Origin of the sequence: Mangrovibacter yixingensis, from assembly GCF_020523985.1 — a bacterium.
GTDB lineage: Bacteria > Pseudomonadota > Gammaproteobacteria > Enterobacterales > Enterobacteriaceae > Mangrovibacter > Mangrovibacter yixingensis.
The window spans coordinates 856308-873799 of sequence record NZ_JAIVKM010000001.1 but is presented as its reverse complement, the minus strand read 5'-3'; the positions used below and the strand labels follow the sequence as shown (position 1 = coordinate 873799).

The following is a 17492-nucleotide window of genomic DNA, read 5'->3' as shown; positions in this document are numbered from 1 at the left end:
TGGTGGCGAACGTAACAGTAAACGGTTCGATAATGCTGCCTGGCACGCAATGTGCTACGCTACGCACCTTTCCGATATTAATCACTATGCTGTTTCGCGTTTAAGGTAACCCTTGATGAGTAAACCCTCAATTTCTACTTCGTTGTCTGGTTCTCTACCCCGTTTGGTACTGGCTAAAGGCCGTGAAAAATCACTTCTGCGCCGCCATCCATGGGTTTTCTCTGGGGCTGTATCCCGGATTGAAGGGAACGCCGGGAGCGGAGAAACTGTTGATATTGTTGACCATCAAGGGAAGTGGATTGCCAGAGGTGCGCTGTCACCGGCATCACAAATCCGTGCCCGCGTCTGGACATTTGATGTTACAGAGCAGATTGATGTTGACTTCTTTATCCGTAAATTACGCCAGGCACAGTATTGGCGTGACTGGCTGGCGGAAAAAGATGGCCTTGATAGCTACCGCCTGGTTGCCGGTGAATCCGACGGGCTCCCGGGAATTACCATTGACAGGTTTGGAACCTTTTTAGTGTTACAGCTGCTCTCAGCGGGTGCTGAACACCAACGAGAAGCTCTGATTACTGCATTACAAACTTGTTATCCGGAAAGCTCATTGTATGAACGTTCAGACGTGGCTGTTCGTAAAAAAGAAGGTCTGCCACTTGCGCAGGGGCTTATCAGTGGTGACATGCCACCAGCACTGCTTCCGATTAAAGAACATGAAATGCAATTACTGGTAGATATTCGCCAGGGCCACAAAACTGGCTATTACCTTGATCAAAGAGACAGCCGTCTGGCTACCCGCCGCTATGTTGAAAACAAGCGAGTGCTGAACTGTTTTTCTTACACCGGAGGGTTCGCAGTTTCCGCATTAATCGGTGGGTGTAAAGAAGTTGTCAGCGTTGATACATCACAGGAAGCGCTGGATGTCGCTCGCCAAAACATCGAGCTGAATAAACTGGATTTAAGCAAAGCTCAGTTTGTTCGCGATGATGTTTTCAAGCTATTGCGCAAATACCGTGATCAGGGCGAAAAATTCGATGTTATCGTGATGGATCCGCCAAAGTTTGTTGAAAACAAAAACCAACTGGCGGGGGCCTGTCGGGGTTACAAAGATATTAATATGCTGGCTATCCAGTTACTCAACCCGGGCGGTGTGTTACTTACCTTCTCATGCTCTGGCCTGATGACCAGTGATTTATTTCAGAAAATTGTTGCTGATGCCGCCATTGATGCCGGGCGTGATATACAATTTATAGAGCAGTTCCGTCAGGCAGCGGACCACCCGGTTATCGCAACTTACCCGGAAGGGTTATACCTTAAAGGGTTTGCCTGTCGCATCATGTAACTTGAAACGGAAAGGTCTTGCCCACATCTAGAGTAATAGTAAAGGCAAGACCCCGGGGAGGTATATATGATTGCCAGCAAATTCGGTATTGGTCAGCAAGTGCGTCACTCCTTGCTGGGTTACCTCGGTGTGGTAGTGGATATTGACGCAGAATATTCGCTGGAAGAACCCGCAGAAGATGAACTGGGGGCTGATTACTCTTTGCGTAAAGCCCCCTGGTATCATGTTGTGATGGAAGATGACGAAGGCCAGCCTGTTCATACTTACCTGGCAGAGGCGCAACTTAGTGGGGAAATTGCCGATGAGCACCCAGAGCAACCCTCGATGGATGAACTGGCTGCAACCATACAACGTAAACTGGCTTCTCCCGTACTTCGTAACTAACTGGCTCAAGCCAGATACGAGCCCTTTTCGGGGCATATATCTGGCTGGCTGATTTTCTCCTGCCTGTAATTATTCCTGTGCTAAATACCGGTTAAGGCTATTGCAGTATTACTGCTTATTCAGCCCCAGGCGGGGGATTTCAATGGCCGGGCAACGATCCATGACAACATTCAACCCGGCGTCTTTAGCGAGCACCGCAGCAGGTTCATTCATTACGCCCAACTGCATCCATACAGTTTTCGCCCCTACAGCGATGGCATCCTGCGTCACTTCATAAGCCGCTTCTGAATTACGGAACACGTCAACCATATCCACCGGCTCAGGAATATCCTGTAGACACGCATAACCTTGTTGGCCCATTAGGGTTTTACCTGCCACCTTTGGTGATACAGGAATAACGTGATAGCCCTGATCAAGTAAAAAGGCCATGACCCGATAACTTGGCCTGTCAGCTTTATCGCTGGCACCTACCAACGCAATGGTGCGAGCCTGTTGCAGAATCTGTGCTATTTCACTATCAGTCATCGTATTTTCCTTATCATAACCTGTTATGAGTTTACTATATCATTACCTTTATAGCCTGGCGCAGACCGGGAAAAACTAGTCAGCCAGTTGAACAACATCATTTTTTTTGCGCTAGCGTATTGAAGCTGGGGCTGCATCCAGTAATCTGTAGGAACTTTTATCAGGCTGGTGAACTCTTTATGGAACTGACTACTCGCACGCTCAACGAAAGCAAACATATTGCGCTGGTTGCACACGATCACTGTAAAACACTTCTTCTTAACTGGACCCGGAAGCATCAGTCCATTCTTGAAAAACATACCCTCTATGCAACAGGAACCACTGGTAACTTGATTCAAAGAGAGACCGGGCTGAACGTGCATGCCATGCTCAGTGGCCCGATGGGCGGTGACCAACAAGTTGGTGCGATGATTTCTGAAGGGAAAATTGATGTGCTGATCTTTTTTTGGGATCCGCTCAATGCCGTCCCGCATGATCCCGATGTAAAAGCATTGCTACGCCTTGCTACTGTATGGAATATCCCAGTCGCAACCAATGCTTCTACCGCAAACTTTATTATTGAATCGCCGGAGTTCAGCCAGGAAGTTGATATCCAGATCCCGGATTATCAACGCTACCTGGCAGAACGCCTGAAATAATTATCAGGGCTTTTTCAAAACGGGTACACCGAGCTCTTTCAGTATTTCGACAAAACGGGATGGCTGCTTTTTGTTATACAGCAGCCACACTTTTTGTTTTGCCCGGGTCATAGCGACATAGAGTAAACGCCGCTCTTCGGCATCGGCAAACTCTTCAGCGGCTGGCAGCAGGCCCTGTTCAAGAATGGTTTCACGTGCCGGTGCCGGGAAACCATCTTTCCCTTCCTGCAACCCACAGACAATTACATAATCAGCTTCCTGGCCTTTGCTGGCATGAACCGTCATAAAAGTAATCTGCAATTTAGGCCAGCGTGTAGCGGCCTGTTGCAATAGTTCCGGGCGCAAGAAATGGTAGCGGGCCAGCACAAGGATGGTTTCATCGGGCTTAACATACCCACTCATTTTGTCCAGCAGAGCATGCAGTTGTGTTTCATCAAGTAAGTTAACCGCTTTTTTATCCCCTTTACGCACACTGTTCAGCGGTTTTTCCCGTTGGTTTGGGTTTTGTTGGATAAAAGCATTAGCTATTTCACCAATGCGGGAATGAAAACGGTAGGTTGTATCAAGCGCGCATTCATCTCCCTGGCCGAAATGCTCATTAAATGAGGTAGTTAAATCAAGTGATGCCCCACTAAAACGATAAATAGCCTGCCAGTCATCACCCACGGCATAGAGTGATGTTTGTGAGTTTTGCTGTTGGAGTGCGCCAAGTAGAGCGGCACGCTGTGGTGAGATATCCTGAAATTCGTCAACCAGAATATGCTTCCATGGGCTGATAAAGCGCCCTTTTTCCAGCACATTCACGGCCTGATGAATCAGTCCTGAAAAATCGAGCGCATTGGCATCTTTCAATGACTTTTTCCATGCTTTTACTAATGGTGCCATCAGGCGAACACGCTTTTGGAAAGTGTCACGAATGTCCTCTGGTGCACTGGAAATCATATCGGCCTGGGTTCCGCCATGCATGCGAATTAACCCAAGCCAGGTCTCCAGCCGTGGAGCAAGACGCTTTTTAACGTCATTATCCTGCCAAAAATCACCTTCTGGCAGAGCCCATTCAAGCTCATCCTCAAGCCACTGACGCCATCCCTTTGCCTGTGCTTTCTTCTCCTGGCATTGTTCTACCCAGGTATCAAGCAGCAGTTGGTGCCTCAGTGAAGTGTTAGTTTCCAGTTCACTGATTTGTGGTGCTTTACGGCCCCCCTGCTCAATGATATAGCGCGCGAGGGAATGGAAAGTACGTGCTGTAATATCACTGGTATGTAACCGGGACTGAATACGCTGATCCATTTCTTGTGCGGCCTTACGGCCGAACGCAAGCAGCAAAATTTGGTCTGCATTTGCAAGATTACGTGCGATTAGCCAACCTGCGCGGGCAACCAGAACAGAGGTTTTCCCACTTCCCGCTCCCGCCAGTACCAGCATATTTTTTTCACCATTAACCACAGCACGGGCTTGAGAAGCGTTTAACGGCGCACTTTCCACCTGAGCGAAGAAATCCTTATGGCGTTCCAGCATAACATCGGTGTAATGCTGGTTATGCGTAAGGCGTTTAGCCTGTGCATCATCCAACCAGCTTTTGCAGGTTAGCCAGGAATCACGGCAAACATCAAAGGCAGGGATCCGCTGGTCAGGCAGAGGCAATGCCTGCAGCACTTGCCGTGTACGCTGACAAACTTCATCAACCTTATCCAGGCTGAGCCATTTATCTTCGGGAGCAACTTCCTGATACCAGGCCACCAGATTATTCAGTGCCCCTGCGGCAACCTGGCTCATTTCCTCGCCCCACTGTTGCCAGCGCTCATTGAGGTGATGCCAGAAACGTTGAGTTTCGCTCCATTCCGTTCCATGCAGGCGGACAACTTTATTATCGGGCAGGACAAACTCCAGTTCGCCCCACACCAGGCCCCGCTTACAGTTAATGGCAATCAGTTGGTTAAAAGGGATAAGATATTCATGCTTATCGCCAGCTACATTTACGCCAGCATTGAGTAATGTGACCCGATTATAAGGGTGCTGGGCCAGGTGTTTTCCCAGTGCAGTTGCTTTAAGTTCCATTATCAGGCCTGATTATCCGGTTTTTATGTAAGTGTACCTGCGAGAGAAATCGTGCTCCAGAGTAAAAACACGATACAATCATTAGGGTTATTCTCCGCCATGTCACATACCTATGAGATATTATGAGAACAGTATTAAACATTCTTAACTTCGTTCTGGGTGGTTTTCTGACTACTCTTAGTTGGCTTCTGGCAACACTGGTAAGCATTGTATTGATCTTCACTTTGCCATTGACCCGTTCATGCTGGGAAATTACACGCCTTTCACTTTTCCCATTTGGCAATGAAGCTGTACATGTTGATGTGTTATACCCGGAGCGCAAAAATGAGCTGATGAATGCGGGTGGAACGCTGCTTAATGTCTTCTGGTTTGTAGTGTTCGGTTGGTGGTTGTGCCTGCTGCATATCAGCACCGGGATAATACAATGCCTGAGTATTATTGGTATTCCTGTTGGTATCGCCAATTTTAAACTGGCAGCTATTGCCTTATGGCCCGTAGGCCGTCGTGTTGTTTCCGTTGAAGTAGCCCAGGCAGCCCGGGAAGCCAATGCCCGCGGCCGCTTCCAGTAAACGGGGCGCTGTCAGTGATGTTAATATCCCAATGGCTGCACCGTTATACCTGGAAAAGTAGCTGGCTTTATAACCTGCGAATTTTTGTTGCTCTGTTTGGTGCAGCGGCTTTCCCTTGGTGGCTCGGCGAAGTCCGCCTCACTATTCCGCTAACACTTGGTGTGGTTGCCGCAGCACTTACCGACCTGGACGACAGGCTGACCGGCCGGCTCAAAAATCTACTCATCACCTTACTGTGCTTTTTTATCGCATCGGCATCTGTTGAACTGTTATTCCCCTGGCCCTGGTTATTCACTCTGGGCCTGATGAGCTCGACTTGTGGTTTTATTCTGCTCGGTGGGCTTGGGCAGCGTTATGCTACCATCGCCTTTGGTGCTCTGCTTATTGCTATCTATACCATGCTCGGTGTTTCGCTGTACGAACACTGGTACCAGCAGCCTCTGTTTTTGCTCGCCGGTGCAATATGGTACAACTTGTTGACCCTGTCTGGTCATTTAATCTTCCCGGTACGCCCACTACAGGACAACCTGTCTCGTTGCTACAAACAACTGGCGCATTTTTTAGAAATTAAATCGCGTTTATTTGACCCCGATATTGAGAGTGACGCACAGGCCCCACTCTACCAGCTGGCAATGGCTAACAGTGATGTGGTCAACACCCTGAACCAGACAAAAGCATCGTTGCTTACCCGTTTGCGGGGAGACCGGGGGCAAAAAAATACCCGTCGCACACTACACTATTATTTTGTTGCCCAGGATATTCATGAAAGGGCTAACTCTTCACACATTCAGTATCAGAGCCTGAGAGATAAGTTTCGCCACAGCGACATTATGTTCCGCTTCCAGCGCATATTGTTTATGCAGTCTCAGGCCTGCAACCAACTCGCACAATGCATTTTGTCTCGCACTCCTTATACGCACGATACCCGCTTTGACAATGCGTTCACTCACCTGGATACAGCAATGGCACGCATTAAGGCCAGCCAGCCATTAATGCCCGAGTTAACTGCGCTGGAATACCTGATAAACAATTTACGTGCTATCGATGCACAACTGGCGACCATTGAATCTGAGCAATCAGAAGCTGGAATAAAACTGGATACAGATAACCGCCTGGCTGACGACGGGATAACTGGGTTCAGTGATATCTGGTCACGATTAAGCCGTAACTTCACACCAGAATCAGCACTCTTCCGCCATGCAATTCGGATGTCCGTTGTATTGTGTATTGGCTACGCTTTTATACAATTTACCGGGATGAACCATGGTTACTGGATTCTGTTAACCAGCTTGTTTGTATGCCAGCCCAACTATAACGCCACCCGGCACCGCCTGGCTTTACGCGTCATCGGCACACTGGTTGGTGTCGCTATCGGTATCCCTGTGTTGTGGCTAGTTCCTTCGGTGGAAGGCCAATTGATTTTAATAGTCATCACTGGCGTATTATTTTTCGCATTCCGTAATGTTCAGTACGCTCACGCCACCATGTTTATCACGCTATTGGTATTGCTGTGTTTTAATTTGCTGGGTGAAGGCTTTGAAGTTGCACTACCGAGGGTTATTGACACACTACTGGGTTGCGCTATTGCATGGGCTGCAGTGTCATTCATATGGCCAGACTGGCGTTTCAGGCGGTTACCACAGGTAGCTGAGCGCGCTATTAGTGCTAACTGCCGTTATCTTGATGCGATACTTGAGCAATATCACCAGGGGAGGGATAACCGCCTGGCTTACCGTATTGCGCGCCGGGATGCCTACAACCGTGATGCCGAACTGGCGTCTGTTGTATCAAACATGTCTTCTGAGCCGCATATGACACCACAAGTTCGTGAAGCAGCTTTCCGCTTGCTGTGCCTGAACCATACATTTAATAGCTATATCTCTGCACTTGGGGCTCACCGGGAAAAGCTCAGTAACGACACCATCCTGGCTATTCTCGATGATGCCGTCTGTTATGTGGATGATGCGTTGCATCACGAACCTGACGATGAAGAAAAAGTTCAACGAGCCCTTACAGGGCTGGTGCAACGCATCGGGCATCAGGACCAGAAAGCTGATGGCAAAGAACCTTTAGTTCTCCAACAAATTGGCTTGTTGGTTTCAATATTGCCCGAGCTTTCAAAACTACGTACTCAGATCAGTTAGATTTGCCCCGCGCCTTATTTTTTGCCTCTTGCTCTAGTTGTTGTTTGGCCCATTCGTTTAGCTCCCACTGCCTTTGGCGTGGGAGCGCTTCACTATGGGAGCCCGTAATCGCGCCTTCTAATGACATAAGCACTTTTGCCCCCAGGGTATTACAACGCTGACGCAGGATCATCCAGCATGCCTTAGCCCCTTTGTTTTTTAGCGTTTCAATATCCCGGATACCGGCCTCCCAGAGCATCATTTCCAGCCCAAAAGTCACATTAGGCAAATCTTTTATGCGCCTGACAGCCTGCTTCTCCTGCTTTTCTTTTTTAGCTGCATCAAGCGCATTACTCGCCAGTGTAATAAGCTGTGCATCATCGTTCCACAACGCTTCATCGACACAAAAATAGTTTAATGACAAGGGTCGCCCACGCTTATGTGTGACCAGAAGAGGCAAGTTACGCGATGTAAAGTAACGCGCATTTTCCTCACAGGCTCTTAAATAGAGTTGCTCTTTACTTACCATGGCAAATGCAACACTGTCAGACATAATGCTGTACCCGCCAAACAATGTCCGTGAAGAAATGTGCCCAAGGGAAGAAAGTTTTGCTATTGAAGCCTTAATGCGCGGAGTGGAGACCTTTCCCATAAAAAATCCTTACATTTCATTATGTAATAACAAGTAATCCCTTTACCGGGATAGCCTGCATTAACCATAAAAAAGTTACCCTTCCAGGGCAAGGTTCCATTACATCCTCATGTTAGTTGTTGTTTATTTTGCGAGGGAATTTCCAAAATTTTTTGTTGATCTTTCGCGCATTGCGCATTACTGTATATTCATACAGTAACAGAGGCGGTATTCATTATGAACGCATTGGCTTACCAAAACCGAAGTGTCACTCACCATCGTAATGAGCATTATCAGGCTGGTTTAGAAGAACAGCCCGTTATCTCACAAGGTATTGTCAGTGAAATGGTGTTTCGTGAAGACCAACCCTGGATGTCTCAATTGATCCTCTTACCACTGCTGCGTCAGTTAAGCCAACAAGCGCGTTGGCAACTATGGATAACACCAGGGCAAAAACTCAACCGCCAATGGCTGGTTTCTTCGGGCTTGCCCCTGTCCAAAATTATGCATGTTCAGGCTCGGCAGGAACAACAACCCACAACTGTTTCGGCTATGGCCAGAGCCTTAAAATCCGGTAACTACAGTGTAGTTATTGGCTGGTTGCCAGAGGAATTGAGTGATCAAGAACGGTCATTATTGCAGCAATCAGCCGAGGAAGGGCAGGCGATTGGGTTTATCATGCGCCCTGTTTCTCAGGTTAATTTGAGCGAGAGACAAAATTTCGGGATAAAAATTCAATCAAATTTGTATCACTAAGTAAATTTAGGATAATTCCTGGACGTGGCGATTCATCTGAATAACTGGAAATAATCAGCATCAGAAAAGCCGTGTCTGACGGGATTTCCACAAAAAGATTCACTTTTTGTGCGCAGTACCTCGTGTCCATTCTGCCGTAAAAATTTAATCTATCGTCAGATTTTTTTCATATGTCTGACTGAGTTCACACTTGTAAGTTTCTAACTAAGTTGTAGACTTTAACTCGCCAGGGTTGCTCATTATAAACCGAGCTTATCGGTAGAGTGGCAATTGAGCTATAACCCGGGTGAAGGATTTAACCGTGGGTTTTGATTGATTTAAAGACCTATGGCCTTTTGGATGATAACGAGGCGCAAAAAATGAAAAAGACAGCTATCGCAATTGCAGTGGCACTGGCTGGTTTCGCTACCGTAGCACAGGCAGCACCGATGGATAACACCTGGTATGCAGGTGGTAAACTGGGTTGGTCCCAGTACCACGATACCGGTTTCTATGGCAATGGCTATTCTGCAAACAATGGCCCGACCCATGAAAGCCAACTGGGTGCTGGTGCATATGGCGGTTACCAGGTTAACCCGTACGTTGGTTTTGAAATGGGTTATGACTGGTTAGGTCGCATGCCTTACAAAGGCAGTGAAACTAACGGTGCATTCAAAGCTCAAGGCGTTCAGCTGACTGCTAAACTGAGCTACCCAGTAATGGACGATCTGGATGTTTATACTCGTCTGGGTGGCATGGTATGGCGTGCTGATTCTAAACTGAACAATGGCTCAGAAAACCTGAAAAACCACGATACTGGCGTTTCTCCAGTATTCGCTGGCGGTGTTGAATATGCAATCACTCCGGAAATCGCAACCCGCCTGGAATACCAGTGGGTTAACAATATCGGTGATGCTGGTACCGTTGGTACCCGTCCTGATAACGGTATGCTGAGTGTTGGTGTTTCCTACCGTTTCGGTCAGAGCGAACCCGCTCCGGTAGTTGCTCCGGCTCCTGCTCCGGCTCCGGCTCCTGAAGTAAGCACTAAGCACTTCACTCTGAAATCTGATGTGCTGTTTACTTTCGGCAAATCCAGCCTGAAACCTGAAGGCCGCCAGGCTCTTGACCAGCTGTACACTCAGCTGAGCAACCTGGATCCTAAAGATGGTTCTGTTGTTGTTCTGGGCTTCACTGACCGTATCGGTTCTGATTCCTACAACCAGAAACTGTCTGAACAGCGCGCACAAAGCGTTGTTGATTACCTGGTTTCTAAAGGTATCCCGGCTAACAAAATCTCTGCACGTGGTATGGGCGAATCTAACCCGGTTACCGGCAGCACCTGCAACAACGTGAAAGCACGTGCAGCGCTGATCGATTGCCTGGCTCCGGATCGTCGTGTTGAGATCGAAGTTAAAGGCGTTAAAGACGTTGTAACTCAGCCTCAGGCTTAAGTTACCGCGCAACAAAAAACCCACTTTAAGTGGGTTTTTTGTTTTTCAGTATTGAGAAAAATAGCACTCGAATGACAGGTTATTTTTTATCGCCAAGTAATGCTCTGAGGTCATCTTTAAGTGTTGTCATTTTTGATGCATATTTTTCTTTCCGCTCTGCATCTTCAATTAACTGAACAATTGTTTCCGATAACGTGCTATTACGGCGCCGGGCAAGTGATGCAAGACGCTGCCAAACAGCAAACTCCAGGTCTATAGACTTTTTGCGCGTATGCTGATGTTCGGCATTAAAGTGCCGCTTACGGCGAGCACGAATAGTCTGTTTCATCCTGTTAGCAAGTGCCGGGTTCATATGCTGTTCAATCCAGCTAAGAACGCGCACAGGATTATTTTCAAGTTCCAGCAAAGCAGAGACTGCTTCCTGTGCCACACTGGCTTCCATATGGCGAGTGATAGCCTCACCTTCGCGGTGTTTTTTTACCAGATATTTCCATTTCCAGCCGCTTTCGAGATTTTCGAGTTGTTGATATTTCATTATGATCTCAGCGTAACCGTGTTAACCCGCTACAGAATATCAGCTTTTAAGCCTGTTCGCGTACCTGAAATGATAAGTTGTTTATCTGCCGGGGAAAGCATTCTTGTTTAAGGTGTGCCACGAAGTGGCTTATTGTATAATCGCTGTTTTGGCAACTAACTTATAAATATCACATTGACCATTAATCGACTGACATCACAAGCACTTACCCTGGATGCAACGCCATACGGCTCTCTGCTTACACAACCAGGTGATAACGATGCTATTACCCAGGCATTAGCGAGCATACAGCCACGCCTTACAGATACACTGGCGCACTTCCTGCATCCTTCTGTACCTTCACGCTTTATGGTAATCAAGGCACCCGGTACACAACCTTATCTGGATACAATTCATGAGCTGGTTACCCAGCAATTTTCTGGAAAAGATACCCTGTATGGAGGCCACTATAGTTTCTCCGGTACAGACGTAGCATTTGAAGCACCGAAAACAGAAGATGCCTTGTTTTGTACCCGGCCAAATATACTCAGCACAGCCTGGGCCGAAACAGAACAAATTAGTGGCTGTGTACGCCAGTTTAATGGCGTGTTTTCTGCCCACCCAGGGCTACTGCACCGTGCCAATGGCGGTGTGCTTATTCTTAGTTTGCGCCTACTTCTTGAGCAACCTTTGCTGTGGTTACGAGTAAAACAGTGGGTAACTCGTCAGGAATTTACCTGGTTTTCACCTGATGAGACAAAACCACTGCCCATAGCAATGCCACCCATTCCACTGAATATTCGCCTGATTTTAGTTGGCGACCGTGATGAACTGGCGGAGTTAGAAGCGCTTACACCAGAAATGACGGAAATAGCGGTTTATAGCGAATACGAAGATGAAATTCTGATTAATGATGAACAGGACATTATTCGCTGGCGCAACTGGATACACAACAGGGCACTGCAAAAAGGCCTCCCACAACCTGCAAGTGATGCCTGGCCACGGCTACTGGAGCTGGCAACACGCTATACCGAAGACCAATACTCTCTGCCAGTTAACCCTTTGTGGTTCGAGCGCCTTTTCACTTCCATCGCCACCACAACGGATGCCACTATCTTTAGTAGTGAATCCTTTCAAGGGTTACTGGATAAACAAGCCTGGCGCGAGGGGTATCTCGCAGAACGTATTTTGGATGATATTCTCGACGATCAGGTTCGTGTGGAAACGCAGGGTGAACGGGTTGGGCAAATCAATGCATTGTCTGTCATCGAGTTTCCAGGCCACCCCCGCCCAGTTGGTGAGCCATCACGCATTAGTTGCGTTGTGCACGTTGGGGACGGTGAACTGACAGACATTGAACGTAAAGCGGAACTTGGCGGGAATATTCATGCCAAAGGCATGATGATTATGCAGGCCTTTCTGATGGCTGAGCTGGATCTGGACCAACAGTTGCCTTTCTCTGCGTCGTTAACGTTCGAGCAGTCTTACAGCGAAGTTGATGGCGACAGCGCTTCAATGGCAGAACTTTGTGCCTTTATTAGTGCGCTGGCAGATGTGCCTGTTTCCCAAAACATTGCCATTACCGGCTCTGTTGATCAATTTGGGTGTGCTCAGCCGGTTGGCGGGCTCAACGAGAAAATTGAAAGCTTTTTTGCTTTGTGTGCGGCGCGTGGGCTTACAGGTAACCAGGGCGTTATTATTCCTCTGGCAAATGTGCGACATCTTAGCCTGTGTGAACCTTTACGTAACGCAGTAGAACAAGAGCAGTTTTATATATGGGCTATCGAGGATGTATTCGATGCTCTACCTTTATTAACAGGTTTACCCTGGGGTGATGAAATCCAGGGGCGTAACAATCTTATGCAGTTAGTACAGGAACGCATCGCTCTGGCAAGCCAGCAGGATGCCAGGCATCGATTGCCATGGCCGTTACGTTGGTTGAACTGGTTCAACCACAACTGATCGGACTTGTTCAGCGTACACGTGTTCGCTAACCTGCGTGCTTCACTAAAATAAGGCTTATTGTAGACATGGTTGATAAACGCGAATCTTATTCAAAAGAAGATCTACTTGCTTCTGGTCGTGGCGAATTATTTGGCGCCGAAGGTCCACAACTGCCAGCACCTAGCATGCTGATGATGGACCGGGTTGTCAAAATGACTGAAACCGGTGGCAATTTCGACAAAGGATATGTTGAAGCCGAACTCGATATTAATCCTGATTTATGGTTCTTTGGCTGCCACTTTATCGGTGACCCCGTTATGCCTGGCTGCCTTGGGTTGGATGCAATGTGGCAGTTGGTCGGTTTTTATCTGGGCTGGCTCGGCGGTGAAGGTAAAGGCCGCGCACTTGGCGTTGGCGAGGTGAAGTTTACCGGCCAGGTACTGCCTACTGCGAAAAAAGTCACTTACCGCATTCACTTTAAACGTGTGGTAAACCGCCGCCTGATCATGGGCCTGGCTGATGGTGAGGTTTTGGTTGATGGCCGTGTAATTTATACCGCCTCAGACCTCAAAGTAGGCTTGTTTAAAGACACGTCTGCATTCTGATTTAGCCTCCACCCGGCTAAAACGCGAAACCTCCGCAATGCGGAGGTTTCTTTTTGCTCTAAAGAGACAGGGTCAAGCGAATGACACCTTGTCCTCAATGGCTTTTCGCCAGCCTCCCAGCCAATGAGACCTCTGATTTAACGTCTGATAAGGACACATCTCTTTTGAGTGGCCAGTAATACCAGCCTGATAGCCTCTCTGGTGAGCCCTTTCCAGGCGATCTCGTTTTTGTCTCTTCATGCCTCGTTTCCCTCATTCATTTGTTGTCTGGTGGAAAAGAAAACAGTGATTACAATATGTGCAATCACTAATAACGAATACGCTCATTTCAGGGCAGCGTCAATGCGCAAAATTCACGCCAATGTCATATTCATGAGGCATAATTGACATAATCTTTCACCTCAAATTATCCTCCAGGCAGATAAGTCTCTGATGCAAAAAAAAGCACCTGCCGACAAAAATGCCAGACAGGTGCTGAATAAAAGAAATGTAAATTAGTGTTGGGACTGCAGCTGGTTAGCAATACTACGTGCTTCCTGTTGCCAGGCAACTGCCAGCGCTTTCACCATGGCGTCATAGCCATCACCCTGTTGCGGCAAAGTAATGGAGAATGGGCGGCGCGTATACTCACCCTGATGGTTTAGCAGCCATTCACCACTCACTACAACCTGCCCATCATACCGCCCCTGGAAACCGCTTATTACCACACTCAGGCTGTCCTGGTCGTTACCCAGTGGTTGAGAAGATACTACCCAGCCGGGCAATGCAGTAGAGAGATTTGCGACCAGGGTATCACGCAGTTGCTGGTCCAGCGGACTAGCCCACAGGTTCTGCTTAGCCACCACGTAGTTCACATCAGAAGTCTGATAAACCACACCACTTCCAGCCAGAAAATCTGGCACATTAACCTGCGAAACCCACAGAAGTTTTTGAGCTGCTCCACTGCTGCCACTTACAGATGCGACCGGGCTGTGATCCACCGGTAACTGGTACATTTTAGTGGTAGTAGTGCTGCTGCAAGCCGAAAGAGCCAGTGCTATCACGAACCCCATCCATTGTTTCATTATTTAGCCCCCTTCGGCTGTGGATCTTTTTTGCTTTTTGCCTCGAAGATCAATGCATTACTTTTATTATTGAGGGTTTGCAGAACCGGTTGTAACTCGCGTAAAACCTGATCAAGACGCTGCATATCCGCCACCATTTTATTATATGCAGCAGACCCAGGCTGGAAGCCCTGCATACTCCGGTTAAGCTCACGTAACGTTTTTTGCATATCTGCTGGCAGCCCCTGCATGGATTCACTGCCTGTAATTTTATTCAGGTTGTTCAACGTAGACTGCAACGACTTCATGGTATTTTGCGTTTCTTTCAGCGTACTGGTTGCCTGGTTTAACATCGGGTTAAGTGGCAGTGCGTTGATTTTATCCAGTGCATCCGTCAATTTCTGTTGGATTTGAGATAGACCACCACTCACCGTCGGAATAACCTGGTAGGCACCGATTTCCAGCGGGCCTTTATAAGCAGCTTCTTTAGGATAGAAGTCGAGGTCTATATACAATGCCCCGGTCACAATATTACCGGTTTTCAGGGATGCCCTGAGCCCGCGGGAAAGCAGCATTTTCAGGTGCCCCTGAACTTCAGGCGCTTCACCCAGCTCATTCTCAATACGCTGCGGCTCAATGCGTACCAGTACCGGTATGCGGTAATCTTCATTAATCTTTTGCTGCAGTTGCGGCACCAGATAAGGCACTTTCTGCACCGTACCCAGGCGGATACCACGGAATTCTACAGGCGCGCCCGGTTGCAGGCCTCGAATGGAGTCTTTAAAGAACATCAGGTAATCAGCATGCTCGGTGTAGAACGAATCCTGAATGCTTTTTTGATCATCAAATAGCTGAAATTCGCTGTGATCAGCCACTGGCTCACCGGTTAATTGCCCATCCGGCACATCAAAACTTACCCCGCCACTGAACAAGGTGGATAAAGAACCCATTTCAACACGCATGCCAGCCGATGTCAGATCGACGGCTATACCACTGTCTTTCCAGAAACGGACATTTGTGGTGACCAGGCGATCATTTGGTGCGCTGATAAATAGCTGGTACTGCATGGTGCGTTTCTGAGCATCGAACGTACTGGTTTCAACAGACCCCACACGGTAACCTCTGAACAATACCGGGTCTCCGGGGTTAAGTTGCCCCGCCCTGTTACTATCGAGGATAACCCTAATCCCTTTCGCATCGGGAGGAGCAAGTGGCGGAGAATCCAGTAAGTCATAACGCTCTGGCGCTTCTCCTTTCTTTCCGGGCTGCAACTCAATGTACGCACCAGACAAGAGCGTACTTAATCCACTGACACCTTCACGACCAATCTGCGGTTTCACAACCCAAAACACAGAATCTTTGTGCAAAAGTTTTTCCATGCCGGTATTCAGGCGTGCTTTGATTTCCACATGGTGCAGGTCATCTGTCAGCACTGCACTTTCCACGACCCCGACATCCACGCTGCGGCTTTTAATTGCCGTTTTACCAGCAACAATACCTTCTGCATTGGTGGTGATAAGTGTCACCTCCGGCCCTTGATGGCTGTAGTGATAAAATAAGATCCACGCACCAATCAAAGCAGTCACGATCGGGAAGATCCAAACTGGAGACCATTTTTTCACTTTATGCACTTTTGCTTCCCCACGGTTTGAATCCATGTTACGACAACTCCTCTTGGCTTGATTCTGGTTTCCTGTCCCAGATGAGACGCGGGTCGAATGTCATTGCAGCAAACATTGTAAGTATGACCACCAGCGCGAACATAAGCGCTCCCATCGCCGGGTAAATATTCATTAATGAACCGATGCGGACCAGTGCCGATAATACGGCAATCACAAAGACATCAATCATCGACCAACGCCCAACAAACTCAACAATTTCGTAGACCAAATGCATTCTTTCGCTGTCACGCTGCACAAAACCTTTGGCATCAAGGCAAAGCCAGCCAATAGCAATCATTTTCAAGGTCGGCACCATAATACTGGCAATGAAGATAACCAGCGCCACTGGATAAGACCCTTCGCTCCACAGCAATACTACCCCTGCGATAATGGTGGATGGCAGTTTGCTTCCCAGTAAGTCGGTAACCATGATGGGCAGTATGTTAGCGGGGAAATACAGCATAATAGACGTAAAGAGCAATGCCATCGTCCACTGCAGGCTATGCCGACGGCGTACATGCCCATGGCTATGGCAACGCGGGCACTTCTCAACACCCTGCGGTAAAATTGCAGTACAGCATGAACATGAACGTAGCCCTTGTTTCATGCCCGTTTTACCCGGTTGAAATGGCAGGGGAATAGCAGGAACAGGGGCAATATCATTCCACAGCCAGCGGCGATCTACGCACTGTACTGCGCGCAGTTGCAATACACAAAACAGGCACCAGGGAATAAAACTCAGGCCGATACCAATATCACCATAAGCCATGAGTTTCACGAAACTAACCAGGACACCGGCAAGGAATATTTCTGCCATCCCCCAGCTTTTCAGGTGAAATAATAGCCAGGCAAGGCGCCGTTTTGACACCGGGCTAAGCCGCACCCGATTAACCAGTAGCAGTATGGCAACAAGCGATAAAGCGGGCACACCCTGGACCAAAATCATAAATAATGACCCCAGACTGCCGTAATCTTCAGAAAACATCACACCAGGTATGGATAACAGCGAAATTTCGCTATTCACACCAGCAACACTCATATTCACGAAAGGAAATAAGTTTGCCAGTAGTAACATAAATAGTGCGGCCAACGAATAAGCTGTTGGCCGCTTTCGGGGTTCATCCCAACGCGTAGTCAGCGTATTTCCACAACGTGGGCAACAGGCTTTCTCGCCTGTGCCAAGGGCAGGAAGAGCAACCAGCATATCGCAATGGCCGCATAAAATGGCCTGCTGTGTCAGGTGGTTCGTACACATATCCTGCCTCTTTG

17 protein-coding genes are annotated in these 17492 nt (G+C 48.1%); 9 read left to right on the top strand and 8 right to left on the bottom strand.

The features are described from left to right. Positions 1-115: 115 nt before the first annotated feature. Positions 116-1342: a 23S rRNA (cytosine(1962)-C(5))-methyltransferase RlmI gene (rlmI, locus tag LC084_RS04085; protein WP_226569589.1), complete on the top strand. Its 1227-nt coding sequence runs from the start codon at positions 116-118 to the stop codon at positions 1340-1342. Between the two features lie 66 nt (positions 1343-1408). Then, positions 1409-1726, top strand: coding sequence for a heat shock protein HspQ (hspQ, locus tag LC084_RS04080; protein ID WP_226569587.1), 318 nt, complete (start codon positions 1409-1411; stop codon positions 1724-1726). 108 nt (positions 1727-1834) lie between these two features. Here the strand turns inward: hspQ and LC084_RS04075 are convergent, their stop codons facing one another. After that, positions 1835-2251: a CoA-binding protein gene (locus LC084_RS04075; protein ID WP_226569585.1), complete on the bottom strand. Its 417-nt coding sequence runs from the start codon at positions 2249-2251 to the stop codon at positions 1835-1837. Between the two features lie 179 nt (positions 2252-2430). Here LC084_RS04075 and mgsA point away from each other — a divergent pair, with 179 nt between their 5' ends. Continuing rightward, positions 2431-2889 (top strand): methylglyoxal synthase, encoded by a 459-nt coding sequence (gene mgsA, locus LC084_RS04070; RefSeq protein ID WP_226569583.1) that lies wholly within the window; start codon positions 2431-2433, stop codon positions 2887-2889. 3 nt (positions 2890-2892) lie between these two features. On the opposite strand, the gene helD is transcribed toward mgsA, so the two are convergent. Further along, entirely contained in the window at positions 2893-4947 is a 2055-nt protein-coding gene (gene helD / locus LC084_RS04065; RefSeq protein ID WP_226569581.1) for a DNA helicase IV, read from the bottom strand. Between the two features lie 122 nt (positions 4948-5069). Here helD and LC084_RS04060 point away from each other — a divergent pair, with 122 nt between their 5' ends. Then, positions 5070-5516, top strand: a complete 447-nt coding sequence (locus tag LC084_RS04060) for a YccF domain-containing protein (RefSeq protein ID WP_226569579.1) — start codon at positions 5070-5072, stop codon at positions 5514-5516. 17 nt (positions 5517-5533) lie between these two features. Then, on the top strand, positions 5534-7660 hold the full coding sequence (yccS, locus tag LC084_RS04055; RefSeq protein ID WP_226571128.1) for a YccS family putative transporter: 2127 nt from the start codon (positions 5534-5536) through the stop codon (positions 7658-7660). Here the strand turns inward: yccS and LC084_RS04050 are convergent. Further along, positions 7653-8291: a TfoX/Sxy family DNA transformation protein gene (locus LC084_RS04050; RefSeq protein ID WP_226569577.1), complete on the bottom strand. Its 639-nt coding sequence runs from the start codon at positions 8289-8291 to the stop codon at positions 7653-7655. The two genes, yccS and LC084_RS04050, sit on opposite strands and share 8 nt — an antisense overlap. Positions 8292-8507: 216 nt before the next feature. Here LC084_RS04050 and sulA point away from each other — a divergent pair, with 216 nt between their 5' ends. After that, positions 8508-9026 (top strand): SOS-induced cell division inhibitor SulA, encoded by a 519-nt coding sequence (gene sulA / locus LC084_RS04045; RefSeq protein ID WP_226569575.1) that lies wholly within the window; start codon positions 8508-8510, stop codon positions 9024-9026. A gap of 359 nt (positions 9027-9385) precedes the next feature. Next, entirely contained in the window at positions 9386-10456 is a 1071-nt protein-coding gene (ompA, locus tag LC084_RS04040; protein WP_226569573.1) for a porin OmpA, read from the top strand. Between the two features lie 79 nt (positions 10457-10535). On the opposite strand, the gene matP is transcribed toward ompA, so the two are convergent. Beyond that, positions 10536-10991 carry a macrodomain Ter protein MatP gene (gene matP / locus LC084_RS04035; RefSeq protein WP_226569571.1) on the bottom strand — a complete coding sequence of 152 codons (456 nt, stop codon included), beginning with the start codon at positions 10989-10991 and terminating at the stop codon, positions 10536-10538. 174 nt (positions 10992-11165) lie between these two features. Between matP and LC084_RS04030 the strand changes: the two genes are divergently transcribed. Together LC084_RS04030 and fabA are read left to right on the top strand one after the other, a co-directional pair. Continuing rightward, on the top strand, positions 11166-12932 hold the full coding sequence (locus tag LC084_RS04030; RefSeq protein WP_226569569.1) for an AAA family ATPase: 1767 nt from the start codon (positions 11166-11168) through the stop codon (positions 12930-12932). Between the two features lie 68 nt (positions 12933-13000). Next, complete coding sequence (fabA, locus tag LC084_RS04025; RefSeq protein WP_226569566.1) at positions 13001-13519, top strand: bifunctional 3-hydroxydecanoyl-ACP dehydratase/trans-2-decenoyl-ACP isomerase; 519 nt, start codon at positions 13001-13003, stop codon at positions 13517-13519. Between the two features lie 72 nt (positions 13520-13591). Here the strand turns inward: fabA and rmf are convergent, their stop codons facing one another. The 4 genes from rmf to pqiA form a co-directional block, all read right to left on the bottom strand. Further along, a complete protein-coding gene (gene rmf / locus LC084_RS04020; RefSeq protein WP_072006934.1) occupies positions 13592-13759 on the bottom strand; it encodes a ribosome modulation factor in 168 nt (55 codons plus the stop codon). A 254-nt stretch (positions 13760-14013) separates the two neighbouring features. Further along, complete coding sequence (pqiC, locus tag LC084_RS04015) at positions 14014-14583, bottom strand: membrane integrity-associated transporter subunit PqiC (protein ID WP_226569565.1); 570 nt, start codon at positions 14581-14583, stop codon at positions 14014-14016. Continuing rightward, positions 14583-16220 (bottom strand): intermembrane transport protein PqiB, encoded by a 1638-nt coding sequence (gene pqiB / locus LC084_RS04010; protein ID WP_226569563.1) that lies wholly within the window; start codon positions 16218-16220, stop codon positions 14583-14585. The genes pqiC and pqiB overlap by 1 nt, the downstream gene beginning before the upstream one ends. Position 16221: 1 nt before the next feature. Beyond that, the gene (gene pqiA, locus LC084_RS04005; protein ID WP_226569561.1) at positions 16222-17478 is read right to left on the bottom strand and encodes a membrane integrity-associated transporter subunit PqiA; all 1257 of its coding nucleotides are present in this window, start codon (positions 17476-17478) and stop codon (positions 16222-16224) included. Positions 17479-17492 lie beyond the last annotated feature (14 nt).

Coding starts and splice junctions, on each gene's coding strand:
- rlmI (WP_226569589.1), top strand. CDS start 116: ATGAGTAAACCCTCAATTTCTACTTCGTTGTCTGGTTCTCTACCCCGT.
- hspQ (WP_226569587.1), top strand. CDS start 1,409: ATGATTGCCAGCAAATTCGGTATTGGTCAGCAAGTGCGTCACTCCTTG.
- LC084_RS04075 (WP_226569585.1), bottom strand. CDS start 2,251: ATGACTGATAGTGAAATAGCACAGATTCTGCAACAGGCTCGCACCATT.
- mgsA (WP_226569583.1), top strand. CDS start 2,431: ATGGAACTGACTACTCGCACGCTCAACGAAAGCAAACATATTGCGCTG.
- helD (WP_226569581.1), bottom strand. CDS start 4,947: ATGGAACTTAAAGCAACTGCACTGGGAAAACACCTGGCCCAGCACCCT.
- LC084_RS04060 (WP_226569579.1), top strand. CDS start 5,070: ATGAGAACAGTATTAAACATTCTTAACTTCGTTCTGGGTGGTTTTCTG.
- yccS (WP_226571128.1), top strand. CDS start 5,534: ATGTTAATATCCCAATGGCTGCACCGTTATACCTGGAAAAGTAGCTGG.
- LC084_RS04050 (WP_226569577.1), bottom strand. CDS start 8,291: ATGGGAAAGGTCTCCACTCCGCGCATTAAGGCTTCAATAGCAAAACTT.
- sulA (WP_226569575.1), top strand. CDS start 8,508: ATGAACGCATTGGCTTACCAAAACCGAAGTGTCACTCACCATCGTAAT.
- ompA (WP_226569573.1), top strand. CDS start 9,386: ATGAAAAAGACAGCTATCGCAATTGCAGTGGCACTGGCTGGTTTCGCT.
- matP (WP_226569571.1), bottom strand. CDS start 10,991: ATGAAATATCAACAACTCGAAAATCTCGAAAGCGGCTGGAAATGGAAA.
- fabA (WP_226569566.1), top strand. CDS start 13,001: ATGGTTGATAAACGCGAATCTTATTCAAAAGAAGATCTACTTGCTTCT.
- rmf (WP_072006934.1), bottom strand. CDS start 13,759: ATGAAGAGACAAAAACGAGATCGCCTGGAAAGGGCTCACCAGAGAGGC.
- pqiC (WP_226569565.1), bottom strand. CDS start 14,583: ATGAAACAATGGATGGGGTTCGTGATAGCACTGGCTCTTTCGGCTTGC.
- pqiB (WP_226569563.1), bottom strand. CDS start 16,220: ATGGATTCAAACCGTGGGGAAGCAAAAGTGCATAAAGTGAAAAAATGG.
- pqiA (WP_226569561.1), bottom strand. CDS start 17,478: ATGTGTACGAACCACCTGACACAGCAGGCCATTTTATGCGGCCATTGC.